General features: G+C 49.9%; 20 protein-coding genes. 9 read left to right on the forward strand and 11 right to left on the reverse strand.

The genetic code is table 11. The features are described from left to right. Window positions 1–103: 103 nt before the first annotated feature. From BMZ51_RS16420 to BMZ51_RS16445, 6 genes are all read right to left on the reverse strand, one after another. Window positions 104–553: a GNAT family N-acetyltransferase gene (locus BMZ51_RS16420; protein WP_068003592.1), complete on the reverse strand. Its 450-nt coding sequence runs from the start codon at window positions 551–553 to the stop codon at window positions 104–106. 664 nt (window positions 554–1,217) lie between these two features. After that, window positions 1,218–2,960 (reverse strand): ATP-binding protein, encoded by a 1,743-nt coding sequence (locus BMZ51_RS16425; protein ID WP_068003590.1) that lies wholly within the window; start codon window positions 2,958–2,960, stop codon window positions 1,218–1,220. 9 nt (window positions 2,961–2,969) lie between these two features. Further along, window positions 2,970–3,911, reverse strand: coding sequence for an SIR2 family protein (locus BMZ51_RS16430; protein ID WP_082825565.1), 942 nt, complete (start codon window positions 3,909–3,911; stop codon window positions 2,970–2,972). A 495-nt stretch (window positions 3,912–4,406) separates the two neighbouring features. Continuing rightward, a complete protein-coding gene (locus BMZ51_RS16435; RefSeq protein ID WP_068003585.1) occupies window positions 4,407–5,444 on the reverse strand; it encodes an aspartate-semialdehyde dehydrogenase in 1,038 nt (345 codons plus the stop codon). Between the two features lie 106 nt (window positions 5,445–5,550). Then, entirely contained in the window at window positions 5,551–5,799 is a 249-nt protein-coding gene (locus tag BMZ51_RS16440; protein ID WP_139201406.1) for a hypothetical protein, read from the reverse strand. Window positions 5,800–5,846: 47 nt separating this feature from the next. Then, the gene (locus tag BMZ51_RS16445; protein WP_068003580.1) at window positions 5,847–6,614 is read right to left on the reverse strand and encodes a 2-phosphosulfolactate phosphatase; all 768 of its coding nucleotides are present in this window, start codon (window positions 6,612–6,614) and stop codon (window positions 5,847–5,849) included. Between the two features lie 87 nt (window positions 6,615–6,701). Here BMZ51_RS16445 and BMZ51_RS16450 point away from each other — a divergent pair, with 87 nt between their 5' ends. Next, entirely contained in the window at window positions 6,702–7,463 is a 762-nt protein-coding gene (locus tag BMZ51_RS16450; RefSeq protein ID WP_139201407.1) for a L,D-transpeptidase family protein, read from the forward strand. Window positions 7,464–7,580: 117 nt separating this feature from the next. Further along, window positions 7,581–8,078 (forward strand): hypothetical protein, encoded by a 498-nt coding sequence (locus tag BMZ51_RS16455; protein WP_068003579.1) that lies wholly within the window; start codon window positions 7,581–7,583, stop codon window positions 8,076–8,078. A 47-nt stretch (window positions 8,079–8,125) separates the two neighbouring features. Here BMZ51_RS16455 and BMZ51_RS16460 read toward each other — a convergent pair whose 3' ends face one another. Next, window positions 8,126–8,635: a hypothetical protein gene (locus BMZ51_RS16460; protein WP_068003576.1), complete on the reverse strand. Its 510-nt coding sequence runs from the start codon at window positions 8,633–8,635 to the stop codon at window positions 8,126–8,128. A gap of 72 nt (window positions 8,636–8,707) precedes the next feature. Further along, on the reverse strand, window positions 8,708–9,124 hold the full coding sequence (locus tag BMZ51_RS16465; protein ID WP_068003572.1) for a hypothetical protein: 417 nt from the start codon (window positions 9,122–9,124) through the stop codon (window positions 8,708–8,710). Between the two features lie 216 nt (window positions 9,125–9,340). On the opposite strand from BMZ51_RS16465, the gene BMZ51_RS16470 reads away from it, so the two are divergent. Together BMZ51_RS16470 and BMZ51_RS16475 are read left to right on the forward strand one after the other, a co-directional pair. Next, window positions 9,341–10,465 carry a choloylglycine hydrolase family protein gene (locus BMZ51_RS16470; RefSeq protein WP_068003570.1) on the forward strand — a complete coding sequence of 375 codons (1,125 nt, stop codon included), beginning with the start codon at window positions 9,341–9,343 and terminating at the stop codon, window positions 10,463–10,465. A gap of 481 nt (window positions 10,466–10,946) precedes the next feature. Then, window positions 10,947–11,843, forward strand: coding sequence for a LysR substrate-binding domain-containing protein (locus tag BMZ51_RS16475; protein ID WP_068003568.1), 897 nt, complete (start codon window positions 10,947–10,949; stop codon window positions 11,841–11,843). Window positions 11,844–11,889: 46 nt separating this feature from the next. Here BMZ51_RS16475 and leuB read toward each other — a convergent pair whose 3' ends face one another. Next, window positions 11,890–13,011, reverse strand: coding sequence for a 3-isopropylmalate dehydrogenase (leuB, locus tag BMZ51_RS16480; protein ID WP_068003566.1), 1,122 nt, complete (start codon window positions 13,009–13,011; stop codon window positions 11,890–11,892). Between the two features lie 188 nt (window positions 13,012–13,199). Here leuB and BMZ51_RS16485 point away from each other — a divergent pair, with 188 nt between their 5' ends. Next, window positions 13,200–14,123, forward strand: coding sequence for an NAD-dependent epimerase/dehydratase family protein (locus BMZ51_RS16485; protein WP_074882157.1), 924 nt, complete (start codon window positions 13,200–13,202; stop codon window positions 14,121–14,123). 15 nt (window positions 14,124–14,138) lie between these two features. On the opposite strand, the gene BMZ51_RS16490 is transcribed toward BMZ51_RS16485, so the two are convergent. Then, window positions 14,139–14,534 (reverse strand): VOC family protein, encoded by a 396-nt coding sequence (locus BMZ51_RS16490; RefSeq protein WP_068003562.1) that lies wholly within the window; start codon window positions 14,532–14,534, stop codon window positions 14,139–14,141. Between the two features lie 96 nt (window positions 14,535–14,630). On the opposite strand from BMZ51_RS16490, the gene BMZ51_RS16495 reads away from it, so the two are divergent. Then, a complete protein-coding gene (locus tag BMZ51_RS16495) occupies window positions 14,631–16,193 on the forward strand; it encodes an MATE family efflux transporter (protein WP_208979530.1) in 1,563 nt (520 codons plus the stop codon). Between the two features lie 156 nt (window positions 16,194–16,349). On the opposite strand, the gene BMZ51_RS16500 is transcribed toward BMZ51_RS16495, so the two are convergent. Next, complete coding sequence (locus BMZ51_RS16500; RefSeq protein ID WP_068003559.1) at window positions 16,350–17,237, reverse strand: DMT family transporter; 888 nt, start codon at window positions 17,235–17,237, stop codon at window positions 16,350–16,352. Window positions 17,238–17,314: 77 nt separating this feature from the next. Between BMZ51_RS16500 and BMZ51_RS16505 the strand changes: the two genes are divergently transcribed. The 3 genes from BMZ51_RS16505 (at window position 17,315) to BMZ51_RS16515 (ending at window position 20,713) form a co-directional block, all read left to right on the forward strand. After that, window positions 17,315–17,659 carry a winged helix-turn-helix transcriptional regulator gene (locus BMZ51_RS16505; protein ID WP_068003558.1) on the forward strand — a complete coding sequence of 115 codons (345 nt, stop codon included), beginning with the start codon at window positions 17,315–17,317 and terminating at the stop codon, window positions 17,657–17,659. Window positions 17,660–17,843: 184 nt separating this feature from the next. Beyond that, window positions 17,844–19,274 carry an APC family permease gene (locus BMZ51_RS16510; RefSeq protein ID WP_068003556.1) on the forward strand — a complete coding sequence of 477 codons (1,431 nt, stop codon included), beginning with the start codon at window positions 17,844–17,846 and terminating at the stop codon, window positions 19,272–19,274. Next, window positions 19,274–20,713: an APC family permease gene (locus BMZ51_RS16515; protein ID WP_068003553.1), complete on the forward strand. Its 1,440-nt coding sequence runs from the start codon at window positions 19,274–19,276 to the stop codon at window positions 20,711–20,713. The genes BMZ51_RS16510 and BMZ51_RS16515 overlap by 1 nt, the downstream gene beginning before the upstream one ends. The last annotated feature ends 15 nt before the right edge of the window (window positions 20,714–20,728 follow it).

Consider the following 20,728-nt stretch of genomic DNA (forward strand, 5'->3'; position numbering starts at 1 on the left):
GACCAGACGGAAATCACCGTATATGACCCCTGATATTTAAGGGGTATAGTTCTAACGTATCTGCCTTCGACTCATGCACAGTACCGCTCAATGCGATGGCAACTCAGGCCCGCCATTCATACAAAATATCCGGGGCGCCTTCTTCATTCTCCGAACCGCTTGTCCTCTTCACTTCCTTAAAGCCGTGAACTTCATAAAATGACCTGGCAGCGCTATTCTCAACGAAACACATAAGCCTCAGCTTACCCGAGGATTTCGCTTTAGCTTGGCTCAAGAGTTCAGAACCAATCCCTTTGCGCAAATGTGTTGGGTCCAGATAAAGCTGTTCTATCCAGTCATCTTGAGTAGCCATCATACCGATGATTTGACCGTCACTTATGACATTAATCAGTTCACAGCTCTCAAAAACAACATTCTGGAAATACCAGAGATCTTCTTTTGGACTATATCGGTTGGGTAAGAACGAAAGACACCTGTCACGCGAATGCCGATACATGCGAGCAACCGCTGGCAATTCATTATAGTGTGCCGATCTTATCTCAAGTGTCTGCATGCTGCCTCTCTCATGAGGAAAGCCTAGCATGGGTCGCACGCAACGTATCTGCACAAACACCTTTTGCACCGCATAGAACCCATGCAGTGGTGAGACTTAAAACGAGGTGGACAAGGCGAGCAGGCAATACCTGCGCTACTTGGATAAATATGAGTCTTCGGCATCAGCTACTCGCCTTGCCCGGGCGTTTTTGTATGAAACAAGGTCTCCACCAAAAGGCATTGGGAGCACGTGCCTAGTCATCGACGTGAGCTCCAACAAACACAAGTTTTGCTAAGAGCCGCACATTTCAGGCCAGTTTACTGTCAATGATAGTCACGCCTATCAGGATAGTTGTAGCTATCAAAACAGTTACACATGCCAGTGTAGACGCCCTTCGGGTGACCAGCTTCCGCTTGGCCCCTGCACTAAAGGCTTTCAAGGGGTGTTTCAACGAACCCGCCAGATGATGCGTTACTTCACCTGATAGCCCCGCCCAGCCCACGCCGAACTAAAGGACGGTCCCTTAGCTGCCCGTTTACGTGAACATGAAATTTAGAATAAGGGAGGTCACGGTAAGGGGAGTAACTTTATGATAGCCGAAGCGGAGCAGCCTTAGCTTCATAAAGCAGAGCACTTACCCTCCCTCATCGCCATTCGCTACAGGGTAAAACCTAGTTCAACATCAAGACGAGCTTTGCTTGCGCCAGGAACCAATAGAAGTTTGTGTATCAGATACTGGAGTATCTTCATTCCAGCGATCCCAAAAGGCAACAGTTTGGCTATCTGGTTTCATCCTTGGCTCAGTGATCCGAACTCGCGTTGGCAGCAGGCTGGCATCACCAACAACAAGTGCCTCGCCAATATCCAGGACGGGCAGTAAGTCACCGAAGCTTCCAAGGCTATCAGGTAAGAGCCGCTTGATAACGCTTTGATCGTCGCTGTTGGTCAGGCGCATTGCTACCACATTATTACACTGGCTGAGTACAGTTCGATTTACTTCTGATGGTCGCTGACTAATCACAACAAGACCAATTCCGTACTTTCGGCCCTCTTTGGCGATCCGTTCAAATATCTCAACAGCAACGGCGTCAGCACTATCCGCCTGCATGCGTTCCGGGATGTACAGGTGAGCCTCGTCACACATAATTGCTATTGGATGGCGCTTGTCAGATTTCGTCCAAAGGCTGGTTGAGAAGAGAATTTGAGCCAATAAGCTCACCATCAGTGGAAGCACGTCAGACGGCACCTCTGAAAAGTCGATAATTTTGATTCCACCTTCGTTATTGTCTTGTGCGCCACGCCCCGCAGAGATGGCGTGAACCATACGCTCGAGCCAAGCCATGTCCATACATTCAGGTGGAGGCTGGAACAGGAAAGACAGACGACGGTCATGCCTTTTGGCTTCTAGGCGACCAATCAACCGGCTGAGCTTGCCATGATATGGACCTTGCTTATCCGCCCTTGTTCCTGGGACCATCTCGGTGTCCAGCTCTTTAAGCTTCATGAGAGCGGTGTTGATATCGAACGGCACCGGACTGTCGATCGTAAAATTCTCCAAGACCTCTTTGTGCTCGACTGGGTCAAGAGAGCTCTTTTTAGCGTCAACGATTGCACGGGTCATGATCATTGATTGGTTCGGAGCATTCTGGTCACTTCGGTCAACAAACAACGACAATAAGGCCTCATAGCCTAGTAGCCAGTAGGGTAGATGAAGGACGCCATCAGCCAAACCACGATTGTGTTCGATGTCTGATGGTCCGGCAATCCGAAGGTGCCTGAATGCTTTGCTTTTGAGCGGTCGATATTCGCCATGGATGTCGAACAAGACGGCATTCGCTTGCGGCAACTCGGCAATTTGATCGAGTAACCTTGCTGTAGTCCAAGACTTCCCAGAACCTGTACTGCCAACTATTACCGCATGGCGCTGAAAGAGTTTGTTCCCATTCAGATAGGCGATAGCTTCGTCATCCAACGTGAAATGGCCAAGAGATAGCTTTGGGCCTTCTGTTTTTACGTCAGAAATGACTTGCATGAATTTGGTAAGTCGTTCGCCATCCAGCGAAAAGCAGTTAGCGTCGATTTCCGGGACGGTCTCAAGAGTACGGCGAAACACGTTTTGATCAGTGCCGACGCGGTCGAGCAGTGTGCCAATGAGAGTGACTTTCACCAAGTTGTTTTCATTTGGAACAAGATCATCGTCGGCAAGCTCAGCCTCCACCAGCTCACGTGTGTCTGGCTTCCGGGTAATCTTCACTACAATGCCTATTAAGTGCTGACCGGGCTTACTGCTTTGTAGAACAACTAACCGATTGACCTGGAGACGTTTGAGACGGTCCAGGTCATCGATACGGATAGTGACTGCAGCGGTATCGACTGAAATGACGCTGCCAAGAGATTCTGTGTCGGTGAAGTCGAAAATGGACATTTGCATTTCCTAAAGGGCTAAGCTGTTGAAGCCTTCGAGTGACCAAAGATCTGGTGTTGCGACATTGGTGCCTTCCGGGTAGCTCGGCGAGTAAACTCTGCTTCCGGTTCCAGAGCGTTCGATACCCAAGTAGTTCGTGCCGGCCTTGTTTCTCAGGAAGTCTTGCGCTTCTTCCGTTAGCGTTCGGGCCAGTACTACTGTTGGGACGTTCTGCTCCCGGCATCGTTCGATGAGCTTGGGGTGGATATGCTGATCTCGAAAACCAAAACCTACACAAAGGAAAGCTGAAGCGTTCTTTAGTGCTGCATCGGCTCCGTTGATGGTTGTTCGGAACGGGTCCTCGTAGGTCTTTTCGTACTTGTTTAACCCTGGCGTTACGATAAGCGGCGTGTAGTGATCTTTGGACGGAAGCTCAAACACTGGTAATCCAATAGACCTGTCATCGGCGGTGCGAAACCAATCTAGAGACCCGTGGATCTTCCAAATCTTAACGACGCGGGCTGCCTTGGTTCCGTGTGTCAGTTTTACCCGGCCCGTACTTTCCCACTTTTGAATGTAACCTGGCGCAAAGCCAGTCTGAAACAACACGTTCTTGGAGTTGCAAGCGAACTCGGCAACGCGGTCATAATTTGTCGTGACCACATGTACCTCGCTATGAGTACTGCTGAACATGTTGTCCAATAGTCTGCCCAAAGCAAACTCTCCATCGTGGGCAGCGGTTTCCAAAAGCTGCTTGTCTTTGGCGTTCACGCAACTCCAAGTCAGACCTACAATTTTTGACAGGAGCGATGGAGGCAGTGTTTTACCTTCCAAAGCCGCCTCAAGGTGATCGTTGTTGGACAGCGCTGTCTTGACCAATAGCCACGCGTCATGTTCAGCATCACCGTCGGTCTCGATATTCTCGAAAAGGTAAGTGCTCAATTCGCCCATACTGGGAAGCCCATGGGGCATTGATGCCCCGCTGCCGAGGACGATTGTGGGGCAACCTTGAAAACAAGACTGGGCGGTCCTGGTAATTTGTTCTTCCGTCACGTGAAAACAATTCCAAAAATTTTAGATAGTATTGAGTCTAATTTCTATTACTGTAGTCAACACGTGGCAAATGGGAAGTGAATTTATGATCTAACCTCAATCAGGAGTTTATAGAGCCCATTAAGACATTTAATGGGGCGCCTGAGGCTGGAAACAGGCTGGCTGCACTATCGATTTTCATGCATGCAACAGCGAACGGCAACTCTGGTCACACACCAGCTTTGTTTCATCCGCGAGAAACTGGGAGCTGTTGAACGTCAGCAAAGGACTCAATCATGTCTAACGCTTCTTGCACACGAGAGAGCATTTAGGAGGGAGAATTGCACACCGTCCATAGCAATATTTATCTCTACCCTGCACCAAAAAGGGCACCTTAAAAGGTGCCCTTCGTAATTTCGTTTTCTGCCATCTAGCTTAAGCTGCCGTTTTTGCCTTTGGCTGGATCAGGCCGCGATTGACGAGAACCTCGGCGATCTGAACGGTGTTCAGTGCAGCACCCTTGCGCAAATTGTCGGAAACAACCCACATGTTCAGGCCGTTCTCAACAGTCGCATCTTCGCGGATACGGGACACATAGGTCGCATCTTCGCCAGCGCACTCGTAAGGAGTGACGTAGCCGCCATCTTCACGCTTGTCGACAACCAGAATGCCCGGAGCTTCGCGCAACAGATCCTGAGTTTCTTCCACGCTCAGGGGACTATCAAGCTCCATGTTCACGCTCTCACCATGACCAACGAACACAGGAACACGAACAGCAGTACAAGTCACTTTGATGGTCGGATCGAGAATTTTCTTGGTTTCCGCAAGAACCTTCCACTCTTCCTTAGTGTACCCATCTTCCATGAAATCGTCGATATGTGGAATGACGTTAAACGCAATGCGCTTCGTGAACTTTTGCGGCTCAACCGGATCATTCACAAACACAGCACGGGTCTGGTTAAACAGCTCATCCATCGCTTCTTTACCGCCACCAGAAACAGATTGGTAGGTTGAAACAACAAGACGCTTGATACCAGCTTTTTCGTGAATAGGCTTTAGAGCAACAACCAGCTGAGCAGTGGAACAGTTCGGGTTCGCGATGATGTTTTTCTTTTTAAAGTCAACAATATCATCTGCGTTCACTTCAGGAACGATCAGCGGCACATCTTGGTCATAGCGCCATGCAGATGAGTTATCGATGACAACACACCCTTTGGCCGCGATCTTTGGTGCCCATTCTTTTGCAATAGAACCACCAGCTGACATGAGACAGATATCAACATCGGAGAAATCGAAGTTCTCCATTGCTTTCACCTTCAGCGTTCTGTCACCAAAGGAGATTTCCTTGCCCTGAGAGCGGCGAGACGCCAGTGCAATCACTTCATCAGCAGGAAAACCGCGCTCTGCCAGAATATCCAGCATCTCCGCACCCACATTGCCGGTAGCACCTGCGATCGCAATCTTATAACCCATTGGTCTTGTCCTCTTCGTCTCCCCCGCTGGCTTCCGGAGGCTACCTGAGCCCGAGGAGCCGTTTGGCGCCCTCCGTCCCGGGGAGAGCGCGGGAAAGAGTGGCACCTTAGACGGTGGTCTTTGTCGTTTTCGTGGTGATTGTCTTGGTTGTCTTCACGGTCACTTTTGCAGCCGACATCATGCCCGCGGATTTAACCACGGTGCGCATGAATTTCATTTTGTCGGTCGTGCGAAGGAACATTCCGCGTAACTCTTTCCCAAAAAAATAGATCGCCAGTTTCATGCCTTGACGCGAAACATTTGTCAATAACCATTGTTTTAGCAGTGTTTGAGCGTCTCCAATGCGTGGCAACATCGCACCAGCAAAAACGGCAGGATACAAGGCTTAGCAGACAAGAAACTTCATTCAGGCAAAATAAACCCTGATGTAAGCTCAACTTTTGAGCCCGCGATGTCTGGGGTTGAAACATCTACGAAGGCACTCAGCACCTGGTTAGCACAATTGATTTGCAGTAGTTCTGGCACACACGTCTCACTGTCCTGCTGGGCTGCCCACTCCACATCACACGCATATCCATGCCGTGAGAGCTCCTGCCCACTCACACAGCCTTGCAAAGCCTCGTGCAAACCCTCAGCAAACGACAGATATCCAGCACGCGCCATCGATGCTTCTGGCGACATCGGGCTTTCCAACAAATGCGCCAGGGCACCGCACGCGAGTTGATCCTCAAACGCCGGGCGCAAACTGCCATCCGGCCACTTCTCTCCAGCTGCCAAAAGTAAGATCTTACCGGGAACCTCTTTGAGATAAGAGGCGAGTGCGGCTGCATTTCTAAGAGTACCCGCAAACACTCTGCCCTCTCGAGGCAATGCAGAAAGCGTTGCTCCATTCGGGCTGGGCAAGACCAACATGTCCCCCGCATCAAGGTTCATTAGGCTTGGCGGTGACAGCGTGAAACCACCCTCTCGGCGCTTTCCAGCACAAGTGGCACCAACCTCCGCAGCCAGAGCCTTTCCAGTCTCCCGCTCTGCAACTGGCACAACCAGCGCTCCCCTGCCACACGCAACAGATGTTGCAGTCGAAAAGCTAAGGCAGTCCACGATGACGGTTGCCGCAAACCCGTCACGCTCCGCGCCCCTGCCCCACTCCACATGCACAAAATCCACCACTCAAGAGCCCCCCAAATATCACTGGCATTCCTGTGTTGGTGCCATACAATCTAAGAACTCTTGGGCCGATTTCTCCGAAAGACTTTTATGACACTCATCAAGTACAGCATTGCAGCAGGCGCAGTCGCAATCATAGCCGCACTAACGTTTATTTTGCTCACACGCTATGATCCTACCCAACCATACTTTTCATCACATTCATACTGGTTTGCCAAAACGGCTGATCTCAAGGATGTAAAACGCAGCATCACACCTCGCCTTTCTACCGAACTTGCTGAAAAGGGAATGAACCTAAATGACCCGGTCTTCCTGCGGATCTTTAAAGAAGAGGCAGCTTTGGAAGTCTGGAAGCAACAAGGCAGCCAGTACCAGCTCTTCAAAACTTATGAAATCTGCTCGTATTCTGGAAAGTTAGGGCCAAAGCTCAAAGAGGGCGACAAGCAAGCGCCTGAAGGTTTCTACCGTGTTTCCAGCAATCAGCTCAACCCGCACAGCGTGAACCACCTCGCCTTTAACATTGGTTTTCCCAATTCCTATGACAGAGCGAACAACAGGACCGGTTCATTTTTAATGGTTCATGGCAACTGTTTGTCTGCTGGTTGCTACGCGATGACCGATGCACACATGGAAGAGATTTACCTGCTAGTCGAAACCGCTCAAAAAGGCGGGCAACGTTCTGTACCTACTCACATCTTTCCGTTCCGGATGACAGAAACAAACATGATAAAACACGCAAGCAGTGAGTGGGTGCCCTTTTGGGAGAACTTACAGGAAGGCTACTCGTGGTTCGAAGAAAGCCGCACTCCACCAAGGATTAGTGTCTCCAACAAGTCCTACACCTTCAATTAGAGGCCAAACCAGAGAAAGTGGTGGGCATGTGCTCAATCTCGGCAGGTGCCCCTTGCACATCTTCGCACAACTTTCCAGTTTTAGGCTTTATTTAAGCAAGAACCTCAGGAAGAACGAATGGAACTTCTCCAATACGCACTCGAACTCGCAAAGGATTTTGAGAGCTCACGATTTCCTGAGGTCTTTCAGTATGCGTGGTGGGTCTATCCGGCGTTCAATACCGGGCACATTTTAGGCCTTGCAATGCTCTTCGGTTCCATTGTGTCACTGGACCTGCGCATGATAGGCATGTGGAGATCCATCCCACTTTACGACATGGCGCGCCCACTTACCCGCATTGCTCTGTTTGGGGCCCTGATCGCGATCACCACCGGCGTTTTCCTGCTCTCGGTAAAAGCACGCATTTACGTCAGCTCACCGATTTTTTGGGCAAAGTCCGGCTTTCTCATGATTGCGTTGCTTAATGCGCTACTCCTGCGCTTCAACAAGCCGTGGCGCTATCTGTCACAGGTGGATTCCAGAGGCACAATTCCACGGTTTAAATCTGCAGGACTTGTCTCGCTGATGAGTTGGACAGGAATGCTGATTTGCGGAAGGTTCTTCGGCTACATCTAGCGGGGCTGCACTGCACCCCCGCAGCAGTCAGGCAGGTGGTCACAACGCTATTCTGCATTATCACACTTGGTCGGCAAAGCCTTATTTAAGGGCTTATCCGTCGCTTTCAACTCGCCTTTCTGAATACCGATAGGAGAATATGGAGGCTCCGTGATCACTCCAGGGTCCGTTGAATGCAGCACATAACATCCGGCATATACCTGTGAACTACCATCATTGAGGTGCGTTTCGATCGCAACTGGCAGAGACCAGTAAATCTGGCTCATACCCGCATCAGCGCTCGCGGTGCCATAACGAAGCTGAACTGATGCTGTGTCGCTATAGCCACTCTTCCATTTCTCATAGTCCTTGGGAGGAGAAACGAAGTAGCTATAGGCACGCGGATAATCCTTGCTATTAATCGCATTATAATAGCTTTCAACAACCGCTTGGGGTGAGCTGCGGTTATCAATATAGGGCCCCGCCCCAAGGCTGAATGCCTGTGCCCCCGAAAGGACCGAAATCAGTCCTGCTGCAAAAACTCCGCCAAATCCCAAAAGCTTTTTGGAAGTGATCATGGCTGCCTCTCACTCTCTTTTGTCAGACACAACCAAGTTCAACAGAGGCAAGCTAAGACAAACTTAAAACACTCAATGCGCTCTTACATAAACCGCTTCGTTGGTAAACGAACCTGCATCCAGCAAATGCACGGTTTGGTAGACGGTCAGTTCAGATCCGTTTTCATTCAGCTCACGCTTGGCAACCATAATGGTAAGACCTCCGCGCTTTGCTTCAGACGTCAGAATCTGCCCAGCTTCCAGGCTCAGGGACAATGTATCGGCAAACGGGTTCTGAGGCATCGGGCGATCTTCGCCGTCAGGAATACCGGAGAAGTTAGCTGCCACTGTCTCCCCATCACCCTCAACGGTTTTCATGAAGAAACCAATCTCGCCGCCCTTCTCAATAATTTTCAGGCTGCCACCCAGTGGCACTGAGCCCTGCTCATATCTTGAAAGGTCTGGATCCAGAATCCAGGTTCCGAGGAAAGGCGTCAAACGTTCATCCATGCTATTTCTTCCAGCATTGTTTCTCAAACTTGTCTTGGCTCACGCTTATGCCGCACTGAAGTTTTCAACGCAACCACATCGCACACCTAACACCCGTGATTAACATCAGCTCTCCGAACTTGCCAAAAACCAATCCTAAAGCGCCGTGATGATCTAACAGAACATTCGTGTTTATGGCGGACACTTGCTGACAGAAACACCCGCAACGGAGGCCAAATGTTCACGCGTATCACAGCCAACGCTCTTGCCGTTTTCAAGCTCGCTCTGGCAGCACTTGCATTTATTATAGTGCCAGTCGCCGCAAACGCCTGCACAAGCTTTACCCTAACGGCAACCGACGGCAGCAGAATGTATGGTCGCACCATGGAGTTCGCTCAACTGCTTCCCACAAAGGTCGGCTTGATCCCGCGAGGCTATGAATTTGCCTCACAGATCAACGAGCAGCCCGGGCATAGCTGGAAAGGTAAATACGCGGTGATTGGTGCCAGTATTTTCGATAGCTTTGCACTTGTGGACGGCATAAACGAGCATGGCCTGTCTGGCGGCGCGCTCTATTTCCCAGGTTATGCAGGCTACAAAAACCCGGCCGATGATCCCAAAACGCGCGCCAATGAGGTCTCCCCAGTCGACTTCCTGACTTGGGTGCTCTCCAATTTCAAAACCGTGGATGATGTCAAGGCTGGTCTGGATCAGGTTTCACTTGTCGCCAGCTTTTACAAGCCGATGAATGAGATCCCTCCGCTGCATTACACACTACATGACACAGAGGGGCACTCCATTGTCATTGAACCGATGAATGGGGAGATAAAGGTCTACGACAACCCCTACAGTGTGCTTACCAATTCGCCTGATTTTGAATGGCACACGCAGAACATCCGTAACTACCTTTTTCTGTCTCCCTTCAACGTCGACTCCAAAGACATCATGGGCGAGCAACTCGCCCCGTTTGGACAGGGTTCCGGCTTGCTTGGTATTCCTGGAGACCCAACCCCACCGTCTCGCTTTATTCGCGCACTTGGGTTCATTACGACAGTCGATGCCTCCGACCTCAATAAAGCACCGCTCACCACCATGGAGCACGTCCTCAATAACTTTGACATTCCCATAGGCTTTGTTCGCTCTCCCACCTCATCAGAATCCGAGGGAAAGACGGATGACGACTATACCCAGTGGACTGCGATCTCAGACATGAAGGCAAAGAAGTTCTACATCAAGACCTATGAGAACCAGACTTTGCGAACGGTCGACTTTGAAGACTTTGATGTAAGCGGCAGTGAAATGAAACTAATCGAACTTCCTGCCCACCAACCACCACTACCCCTTATACCAAAGGCCCCTTGAAGGCCGTAAAGCTAAGCCTTGCAGGAGCTGCTTGGGCAGCTCCTCGCTTATTTGTCATGTTCAAAAACAACGGGATTTGTCTGGGGAACAGTTGCTAATCAACCTATGGCGTTTGAGGGGCGACATAAGCGGCGGAGCGGATCAAAGGGCCTTTGGGGCGAAACAATATATATAAAAACCTTATGTTTATTTATCGGATGGATGGTCCTGTGTGAGTTCCAAATCCGATATCCCTTTCTAAATATGGCGACAGTTGACCGTTGCAAATGATCTTCTCTTTGCGGGAGAAAGAAGACTTGAATAATCCAGCTACCGATCTGAATAAGCTTGTTTTATTATGGGACTTAACACTTGATATCTGAACTTCATCTACACAATTTGCCATGGTTTTTCCTCGGTTTGTTGGGATAACTAATGGCGGAAATTGAATTTTCAGTCCAATCGAATATAAGGATCAATACATAAGGAGTATTTATCTAGGATGGCAAACAGCTTACCTCCCCTCAACGCGCTTCGTGCATTTGAAGCTGCCGCCAGACACTCCAACTTCACCCGCGCAGCGCAAGAGCTGGGAATGACACAGGCCGCCGTGAGCTACCAGATTAAGGTACTGGAGGACCGTACGGGCAAACCTTTATTCAACCGTGTGGGACGGCAGGTTATTCTGACAGAAGCAGGTGCGCAGTTTGCCGCCGTTGCCAGTGAGGCATTTCAATCGATCCGCACTGGGTTTTCTGCGTTGCAGGAGACGGGGGACTTCACGCTAAAATTAACCGTGCTGCCCACGTTTGCAATGAACTGGCTGTCTTTGCGTATCGGCGCCTTCCAGATGGAAAACTCCAAGATTGCAGTGCAACTGGATACCAGCGGTAATGTCGTTGATTTCGCCTCTTCAGATTTTGATATTGGAATCCGGCATGCATGGGGAAAGTGGCCGGGCCTCTGCACAGAAAAACTCGCGGAGATTACATATACGCCCATGCTCAGCCCGAAACTGCTAGAGAGCATCGGCGAAATTAAGAGCCCCGATGATCTGCTTAGGTTTCCTCTTATTGACGCAAGTGATCCATGGTGGATTGATTGGTTTGAGGCTGCTGGTATCAAAAATCCCGATTTTTCAAACCAGCACCATTCGCGAATGGGCACGCAAGCCGTTGATGGCAATATCGCGATAGCCGGCCACGGTATAGCAATATTGTCGCCGATCTTTTACGCTTCCGCGCTCCGGGACGGGCTATTGGTTCAGCCATTCGAGTTAGAGTGCGTGGCAGCAAAACCAATCTGGTTGGTCTATCGCGAAACACAGCGAAACCATAAAAAAATAAAGCTCTTCCGCGATTGGATTTTCAACGAGATGGAAAAACACAAGGACCACTGATCAATCAGAGGCCCTTCGTCAGTTCTTTTAGTTAGCATCCGCCCAATCAGGCAGACACACCCGCCAAAGCATTGAGTTCAGCAACAATTGCATCGCCCATTTGCGCGGTTGTGATCGTGGCTTCACCTTGCTGAGCAATATCCTTGGTCCGCAACCCTTTATCCAATGCGTTGGAGATTGCCTTCTCAAGCATATCTGCCTCTGCAATCTTCTGGAAGGAGTAGCGCAGGGCCATTGCAAAGCTGGCAATCATTGCAATCGGGTTGGCTGCACCTGCGCCTGCAATATCTGGAGCCGAACCGTGCACAGGCTCATACAGCGCTTTGCGCTTGCCAGTTGTTTCATCCGTCGCGCCCAAAGAGGCGGAAGGCAGCATACCCAGCGAGCCGGTCAACATTGCAGCAACATCAGAAAGCATATCGCCAAACAGGTTGTCAGTTACAATAACATCGAACTGTTTCGGCCAGCGAACCAACTGCATGCCACCAGCATCTGCCAGCATATGTTCCAGTTCAACATCCGCATAGTCAGCTTTGTGTGTTGATGTAACAACCTCATTCCAAAGCACGCCGGACTTCATCACATTGCGTTTTTCCATGGAACAAACTTTGTTACCACGGGTCCGTGCAAGGTCAAATGCAACACCAGCAATGCGCTCAATCTCGTAGCTGTCATAAACCTGCGTATCAATTCCGCGCTTCTGGCCATTGCCCAGCTCGATGATTTCTTTCGGTTCACCGAAATAAACACCACCTGTCAGCTCGCGAACGATCAGAATGTCCAGGCCTTCAATGATGTCTTTCTTCAGCGAAGATGCATCAGCCAAAGCCGGGTAACAAATCGCCGGGCGCAGGTTTGCAAACAGTCCAAGGTCCTTACGCAGACGCAATAACCCTGCCTCTGGACGAACATCATAAGGCACATCATCCCACTTCGGTCCACCAACAGCACCGAAGATGACAGCATCAGCTGCCTGTGCTTTCACCATATCTTCTTCAGAAATAGCGCAACCATGAACGTCGTAAGCACTGCCCCCAACAAGGCCTTCTTCATATTCAAAGGTGTCTTCGCCATTCTCACTGAGCCAGCTGATAACCTTTTTTACTTCTTCCATAATTTCCGGACCAATTCCGTCACCAGGAAAAAGCAAGAGCTTGTTGGATGCCATGGGTCAATGTCCCCGTTTTTGCAAATTAAAGTTGACCATTTGTGCCGCTTCCCCTTGGGTTTTGCAAGGTTCAATAATTCAACGAAACTGGATGGGTCCTCAACTATTCCTAGATAGACAGTTTTTTCCAACCCCACCATAATGGTCGTTCTACACCCAATGCGCACAGGTCTAAGGCACTGCAAAATATGCATAAGTTGTTAGTCATAGGTGGGTCAGGATTTGTGAGAGCCTCTCTCGTTCCCGCATTACTTTCGAAGGACTATAATGTAACCTTGCTCAATAGAGGTTCACAGCCTGTGCCGGGAACAAACCAGCTGATCGCAGACAGGAATGACCCCTTCGCCATGCAGCAAACAGCTGGCCGCTACGAAGCCGTAATCGATACAAGCGCTTACACCCGCGCACAGGCAGAACTTGCATTCAATATTTTTGGCATTCACGCAAAAAAATGGATCCACCTTTCCAGTGCTGCCGTGTACAAAGAAACCAAGAACCATCTGCCTGGCGAGAAAGACCCGATTGGCGGTGCAAGTGTTTGGGGTGATTATGGCAGAGGCAAATCTGCAGCCGACGAATTTCTGCTCAGTCAGGAACATACTCCTGCGATCGCACTCCGCCCCCCCTATCTCTATGGGCCGCACAATAATATTGACTGCGAGCAATTCGTTTGGGCGCGTGCTCTAACGGAGCGCCCGATCATTCTTCCTGCAGATGGAAGGACCAAGCTTCAGTTCCTGCATGAAGAAGACCTTGCCAGTTTTATCCTATACCTGCTGGCAATGCATGCGATGCCCACTTGCGCTGTAAACTTGGCAGATCCGCACATTCTCACGATTGAGCAATGGGTAAAGATGCTTTGCAAGATTGCCGGAATCAAGCCAGATATCCTTTACGGAGAAGACGTGGCACCGGGCATCCCACCTAGGGGCTATTTCCCGTTCCGCGACTTTGACTGTGCTTTGGATGTAACCAACTATCTGGAAAATTTTGACTGGCAACCGCACTACACACTACGCGACGGCTTCACCCAAACCTTCAACAGCTACAGCCAAGAAGAGCTTGCAAGAAGCTCTCCCCCAACATTTGCGGAAAAAGAGATCGAATATTGAGTGTTTCAAACCGTCCTATTGGTATCTGCCATGGCGCTGCAGCATTTCAATCCGATAGCCATCTGGGTCGGTCACAAAGAAAAACCGTGCAAGCAATTTGCCCTCTACAAAGAACTCTTTGATATCTTCCGGGGCAAGTCCTTCTTCTTTGAAGCGGGCATATTCACCATCAAGATTGTCGACACAAAATGCAATATGACCATATCCATCGCCAAGCGTGTAAGCTTCAGTGCGCTCTTTATTGACGGTTAATTCAACTTCAAAATCATTTTCAGCGTTACGCAGATAAACTAGCGTAAAACTGTCAAAATCCAACCGCTTTGCAACATCCAATCCAAATGCGACACGGTAGAACGCTAGGGAGCGCTCTTCATCCAGCACGCGGATCATCATGTGAATTGCTTTTGCCATGGGGCGGACCTTTCTAACTTAAATCATTGAACAACAAGTAGGTCTTCAACACGGGCAACGTCAAGCTCAACAACCACACTTTGCAATTCTTGCTCAATGCGTGCTCTCCCCCTTGCCACTTCAAAAAGCACGATCTATGGTCCGTTTGGGTCAGGGCACCCGCCGCTCGCAAGCATTCGCTTTGGTGAAGCTCCATCCTTCAACATCAAACCGCACAATTTTGCGGTCACTGGCAACGCGAGCTCCAGAAACTCTCCGCATCAGAAACAGAAAGTCGTTTTGATGTCTGAAATACCTCAATCTAAGCCAGACAATATTTTCTTGTCCGGCTCCATACCTTTTTTGTTCGTAAAAACCGCGATCCCGATCACAATTGTGATGTTGGTCAACGGTCTTCACACGGTTGTCGACGCCTATTTTCTAGGTAAGTATGTCGGCACACAGGCACTGACAGGTGTCACACTCATGTTCCCCTTGTTCATGGTGCTTGTGGCCCTGTTTACGTTGGTGTCCAACGGCTTCGCCAGCATCTATGCAAGAGCTTTGGGCGCGAACAACCAACGTACTGCCAAGAAAATGATCGACAGTTCAATCTTTCTTGCATTGATTGTCTGCGCGGTGCTGATCCTGTTTTTCGTAACACTCGGGTTTCAACTGGCACTCTTTTTAACCAACGGCACACCAGAACTCGCCGAGATTGGCTACCAATATATGGCGATCCTCATCATCGGGTCTCCTCTGGGCTTTATCCTGTCCATCAACATCGACAGGCTGCGGTGTGAAGGGTTGCTCCCCCTCATGACAGCAGTCACCCTTAGCGGTGCGTCTTTAAACATCTTCTTTGACTGGCTGTTTGTGGCACAGTTCGGCTGGGGTGTACCTGGGTCAGCCTATGGCACGCTCACAGCTCAACTGCTCTCACTCACGGCGCTCGTTGCCTACTACACACTCAAACACCGGCATTTTTCCTTTTTTAAATGGAGGCCCGTCCGCTTTCAGTGGAACTCACTGCTCGCGCTCGGTATTCCTTCCAGTCTTGGATATATCGGTGTTTCACTCATGGCAGCCACAGTCCTGTATGCCATTCAGCTGTGGGCAGGCACTAATTACGAAGCAACAGCGGGCGCTTATGGCATTGTTACAAGAGTGACAACCTTAACATTCCTGCCGTTGCTTGGCCTCAGCATGGCCTTTCAATCCATCGTAGGTAATAACTATGGAGCGCAAAACCATGAGAGAACAGCCAGTTCCATAAAAACGGCAATCCTTATTGCATTGGTATATTGCAGCGTGGTGCAGGCTTTATATTTCATGTTCAGCGATCAGCTAGGGTTCATTTTCGTTGATGATACTGCGACCATCGCAGAAGTGGCTCGCATCACGCCCATCATCACAATGGTATTCTTCCTGTTTGGCCCATTAATGATCACTGGTACTTTCTATCAAGCGATTGGAGATGCTCAACGTGCAACTATTCTGTTGCTCTCCAGAACCTACCTCTTTGCCATTCCCCTCACATTCTTATTACCCTTCTTTATGGGTGAGGTTGGAATCTGGTACAGCGGCGTCATCGCAGAATTCCTCCTGCTTGGCCTGACGTTGATTGTGCTTGCGGCAAAAAGAAAGACAGTTCCAGCAACGCAGATAGAAGCTGCTTAAAAGAAAAGCCCACACAAATGAGCGCAGTTCTCTCAATTAATTGCTCTAACCGCCCTCGCAGTGCTGCTTGCATGTGCGAGGGCAACATCTGCAAGGCCTTCAGCAAGGCAGACCAAAACCTCAACCTTTGAAGGCTGAGCCTGTATTCATCGCTGACTAAAGCAAGATAACTGCTGCCCCCGAAAGTGAAAGTAAAGCGCCCGCCCATGCCAAAGGATGAGGCATGTTTCCGGTTCTGAGCCACAGCAACGGAAGAACAAAGACCGGCGAGAGGGAGCCAAGCACAGTTGCGACCGCTGCGTCATAATGCGCATACGCATAAAGCAGCAGCGACACAGAAATCCCATAACCAATGAACCCAGGAACGATCACCCGCAACAGCAGCAGCCAGTTCATTTCTGCAATCGGACGTACAGCTTTAAGCGGCATTAATCCAGCCAAAGACACCACAAAGGCCGCCCCCATAATCCGCACAGCAGAGGCAGCCAGCGGCTCAGTTCCTGCACTTAGCACAGGTTTTAAAACAAGGAATCCAACCCCTTGTGATGCGGCTGCAATCACCCCAAGCACAACAATCAGCAACAAGTCGCGCCTAGAAACAGACGCCTCGTCTTGACCAGAGCTGCCGAAAAGAATCGCAAGGCAAATCCCGAAAAGCGCAATCCCGATCCCGCCCAACTCTCCCAGGCTCAAGGTCTCGCCCAGGAACAGAAAAGCCAAAGCAGCAACAATGGGTGTTTTTAGAGAAAGCAACAGCTCAGTTTTACGCGGCCCAGCGCGGCGCAAACACTCCATCATTGCAAGATTGCCGATAATAACACTCACAATCACACTCAAGGCAAATGCTGGCCACTGGGTCCAAACCACGCTTTGCCAATAACCAAGCGCAGTGCAAAGGGCGCACAAAATCCCGCCAGATGTCAAAAGCTGAATACGAGTAAACTCAAAAACCCCGACAGTTCTCACCGGGGTATGAGCCATCATAGACCCACATGCCCACCCGAACGAGGCAACCACAGCAGAAGATACCGCTAAAACAACCATAGCAAAACGCTCCAAAGTCGCTACAATAAATGTAGCAACTCATCTGCTACAATAAACGTAGCAAAAAGGAAAGCCCTATGCCTGCACAAATACCAAAGGCCGGAGAGCCAGTCAGAGGCTCAAAGTCTGGCAAACCAATCATGGTCCTATTCGATCTACTGGGAAGGCGTTGGGCGCTCGGGATCATCTGGAATCTGTCCAGCGGGCCACAAACCTTCCGCAGCCTGCAATCAAACTGCGAGTCTGTTTCTCCCACTGTGCTCAACACACGGCTAAAGGAACTGCGAGAGTGCGGGATCGTGATAAACGGAGACAGTGGTTATGAATTAACCACGGAAGGCAAAGACCTATTTGTCTATCTGGAACCGCTCGGCACATGGTCTCAGACTTGGTCTCACGCATCCAACTTAACCGAGCAGTGATGGCCACCTTAACCTTGGGAAATACCTTGGTTGAGCTGCTGATCGCGATCTTCTGCCCGATGCTTGAAGAGCATCTAGCCTAACAGCAGCTTAATTCAACACAGATGCTTCCCACCTGCACTCTCAAGCTTTTTTCAGCCGCACAATTTACAGTTCAGCATGTCCATGACAACGCCGGTGGCCAATGCAACAGGAAAAACCGCCCAGCACTGAGCATAAGATTGCGTTCATACCACTCGTGCTGATCACCACAGCGCTGTTTCTAACCATGCGTAACATGCCAATGATGGCCGAAACTGGCCTGCAAATGGTGCTGCTCAACACGATCACTGTGTTCGCCTATCTGTTGCCCACCGCCTTGATCTCAGCTGAACTTGCAACGGGCTGGCCTCAAAACGGAGTCTTCCACTGGGTCGAGGCAGCTTTTGGAACACCAGTTGGTTTCATTGCCGTCTTCTTGCAATGGATTCAGTCCATATTCGGTGTAACCACCATTGTTGCTTATACAACAGCAACCCTCACCTACGCATTTGACCCTGAACTCGGATCAAATCGATACTACATCACATTTTCGGTTCTGGCCCTGTATTGGGCTGCAACCCTTATCAATTTCAAAGGCACGCAAACTTCAGAGAGGATCTCCGGCTACGCTGTTTCTATTGGAGTACTGCTCCCATCAGTACTGCTCATTGGCTTTGGCATCTATTACCTCTTTTCCGGCGCACCAATCGCCCTTGATACCTCCCCAACATTTTCAAACTGGGTACCGTCCCTATCTGAAACCAGCAGTCTTATTTTTTTCATGAGTTTCGTCTTTGGCTTTGTCGGCATTGAGGTTTCAGCTTCCCATGCCAACGAGGTCGATAACCCACAAAAGAACTATCCCCGCGCGATCTTCACCGCTGCTATTGCTGGGTTTATTATCACCCTTGCAGGCGGGCTAGCAGTCTCTCTCATTTTGGAGAAAGGAGAAATCTCCAACCTCAATGGAGCTCTTCAGGCATTTTCAGCCTACCTCAACGCCTTTGGCCTATCTACACTCATACCCTTGAGCGCTTTACTGGTAGCATTGGGTGCCGCAGGTCAGGTCAGCACATGGATCGTTGGCCCTGTTAAAGGAATATGGGCCGCCAGCCGAAGGGGATTACTCCCGCAACGCTTTTCCAAAGCTAACAAAAACAACGTCCCAACAGCCTTACTCATTTTACAAGCCTGCCTGATCTCGTTGATCAGCTTCAGCTTCATAGTCTTTGAGAACGTAAACCTGGTCTTTTTAGTGCTAACGTCCACATCTGTCCTGCTCTACTCTCTCATGTATTTGCTTATGTACGTGGCCGCGATCCGTCTGCGCTACACCCATCCGCATATCGCTCGCCCCTACAGGGTGCCGGGAGGAAACTGGGGAATTTGGGTGCTGGGTGCAATTGGTGCAACAACAGCAATCAGCTGCTTTGCCATTGGGTTTCTTCCACCAGGTAACCTGCCATTCAAAGTGGAGAGCTTTGAGGTTTTGATGGCCACAGCTGTCGTTCTTGCCCTGCTTGTGCCCATCGGCATTTGGGCCAAACAGCGCAAATATATTCAGTATCCCTCTAAAACGAGAGGGCACAGCTAATGTCAAAAGCACGCGGGCCTTTGCCAAAACACCACATTACTCTTTGGCATCTCGTTTTTATGACCTCAGCGCTTTTCATGACCATGCTGAACATGCCACTTATGGCTCAAACAGGTACAAAAATTCTCTTCTTCAATGTTGCGGTGGTTCTTTGCTACATTCTGCCGATATCACTTATTTCCGCTGAACTGGCAACGGGTTGGCCTAAACACGGCGTTTACTCCTGGGTGGAGGAGGCCTTCGGCACACCTTTTGGGTTTATGGCGATCTTTCTGCAGTGGTTTCAATCAATCCTTGCGGTAGTCGCAACCGTTGCCTACACCACCGCAGCTCTCATATTTGCGTTTGACCGCCCGCTTGAATCAAATCCGTGGATCATGTTTGCAGGCGTTGTCATCATCTATTGGGGAGCAACCCTAGCAAACTTCAGAGGGACAAGGGTTACAAAACGTATTGCTGGCACTTGCCTCTTGGCAGGTACCCTCCTTCCCTCATTCACCATGATAGTTCTGGGGCTCCTATATGTTTCCGGGCCGTCTCAGCCCGTGATCGACATCAACTTAACCAAAGAAGAGCTGCTTCCATCGTTCACACAGCCTGCAACACTTTACCTTTTTCTTAGCTTCCTATTCGGCTTCATTGGAATGGAAGGCTCCGCGACCCATGCCACCGAAGTTCGAGACGTTCGGCGCACCTACCCTCTGGCGCTTTTCATTGCCGCACTCATTGGCTTCTCAAGCTCCTTTCTTGGAGGCCTGACGATTGCCATGATTATCCCGGAAAAGGAGATCTTAAACACGCTGGGCGTGCTCCAAACATATAGAGTCTTGCTGGATTACTATGGCTTACCGAGCGTCCTGCCAATCGCCGCACTCTTAATTGCGGTCGGCGCTGCTGGTCAGGCGAGTACCTGGATCGCAGCTCCAGTTCTTGCACTGGCTCAGGCCGGACGCGATGGTATGCTTCCCCCGGTGCTGCATCGCTTAAACACATTTAAAATGCCTGTCCGCCTCATGCTCATTCAGGCAACAATCGCAACACTTATCGCCCTAGCCTTCCTGATACATAGAAATACAAACGAAGTGTTTCTCTACCTCACCTCAACTGCCGTCATGCTCTATTCAGTTATGTACGTGATGTTATACAGCACCGCGATCAGATTGCGGTATAAGAGACCCAATGTGCCCCGTGCCTACAAAGTTCCTTTTGGAAACTACGGCATCTGGATTCTTGGCAGCATCGGCATTTTAACATCGCTTACAGCATTTATCCTTGGCTTCAGCCCACCAGATGAGCCTGATTTGACAGCAAAATCGTTCCGTTCATTGATTGTGCCCGGAGTGTTAATAACGCTGTGTGTACCATTTATACTTTGGAAGCTACGCCGCCCAAGCTGGAAAGCTCGAATACCAAGTAAAAAGCCGCATCCTACACCGTAGAAAGCGGCTTCAAAA

The sequence above is a fragment of the Pseudovibrio axinellae genome (assembly GCF_900110875.1).
Taxonomy (GTDB): domain Bacteria; phylum Pseudomonadota; class Alphaproteobacteria; order Rhizobiales; family Stappiaceae; genus Pseudovibrio; species Pseudovibrio axinellae.

Excerpts from the sequence above, each read along its gene's own strand:
- BMZ51_RS16450 (WP_139201407.1), top strand. The coding sequence starts at position 6,702 with ATGACACTCATCAAGTACAGCATTGCAGCAGGCGCAGTCGCAATCATA.
- BMZ51_RS16420 (WP_068003592.1), bottom strand. The coding sequence starts at position 553 with ATGCAGACACTTGAGATAAGATCGGCACACTATAATGAATTGCCAGCG.
- BMZ51_RS16495 (WP_208979530.1), top strand. The coding sequence starts at position 14,631 with ATGCGTGCTCTCCCCCTTGCCACTTCAAAAAGCACGATCTATGGTCCG.
- BMZ51_RS16435 (WP_068003585.1), bottom strand. The coding sequence starts at position 5,444 with ATGGGTTATAAGATTGCGATCGCAGGTGCTACCGGCAATGTGGGTGCG.
- BMZ51_RS16425 (WP_068003590.1), bottom strand. The coding sequence starts at position 2,960 with ATGTCCATTTTCGACTTCACCGACACAGAATCTCTTGGCAGCGTCATT.
- BMZ51_RS16455 (WP_068003579.1), top strand. The coding sequence starts at position 7,581 with ATGGAACTTCTCCAATACGCACTCGAACTCGCAAAGGATTTTGAGAGC.
- BMZ51_RS16515 (WP_068003553.1), top strand. The coding sequence starts at position 19,274 with ATGTCAAAAGCACGCGGGCCTTTGCCAAAACACCACATTACTCTTTGG.
- BMZ51_RS16500 (WP_068003559.1), bottom strand. The coding sequence starts at position 17,237 with ATGGTTGTTTTAGCGGTATCTTCTGCTGTGGTTGCCTCGTTCGGGTGG.
- BMZ51_RS16440 (WP_139201406.1), bottom strand. The coding sequence starts at position 5,799 with ATGTTGCCACGCATTGGAGACGCTCAAACACTGCTAAAACAATGGTTA.
- BMZ51_RS16485 (WP_074882157.1), top strand. The coding sequence starts at position 13,200 with ATGCATAAGTTGTTAGTCATAGGTGGGTCAGGATTTGTGAGAGCCTCT.
- BMZ51_RS16460 (WP_068003576.1), bottom strand. The coding sequence starts at position 8,635 with ATGATCACTTCCAAAAAGCTTTTGGGATTTGGCGGAGTTTTTGCAGCA.
- BMZ51_RS16475 (WP_068003568.1), top strand. The coding sequence starts at position 10,947 with ATGGCAAACAGCTTACCTCCCCTCAACGCGCTTCGTGCATTTGAAGCT.
- BMZ51_RS16470 (WP_068003570.1), top strand. The coding sequence starts at position 9,341 with ATGTTCACGCGTATCACAGCCAACGCTCTTGCCGTTTTCAAGCTCGCT.
- BMZ51_RS16490 (WP_068003562.1), bottom strand. The coding sequence starts at position 14,534 with ATGGCAAAAGCAATTCACATGATGATCCGCGTGCTGGATGAAGAGCGC.
- leuB (WP_068003566.1), bottom strand. The coding sequence starts at position 13,011 with ATGGCATCCAACAAGCTCTTGCTTTTTCCTGGTGACGGAATTGGTCCG.
- BMZ51_RS16510 (WP_068003556.1), top strand. The coding sequence starts at position 17,844 with ATGCAACAGGAAAAACCGCCCAGCACTGAGCATAAGATTGCGTTCATA.
- BMZ51_RS16505 (WP_068003558.1), top strand. The coding sequence starts at position 17,315 with ATGCCTGCACAAATACCAAAGGCCGGAGAGCCAGTCAGAGGCTCAAAG.
- BMZ51_RS16430 (WP_082825565.1), bottom strand. The coding sequence starts at position 3,911 with ATGCCCCATGGGCTTCCCAGTATGGGCGAATTGAGCACTTACCTTTTC.
- BMZ51_RS16465 (WP_068003572.1), bottom strand. The coding sequence starts at position 9,124 with ATGGATGAACGTTTGACGCCTTTCCTCGGAACCTGGATTCTGGATCCA.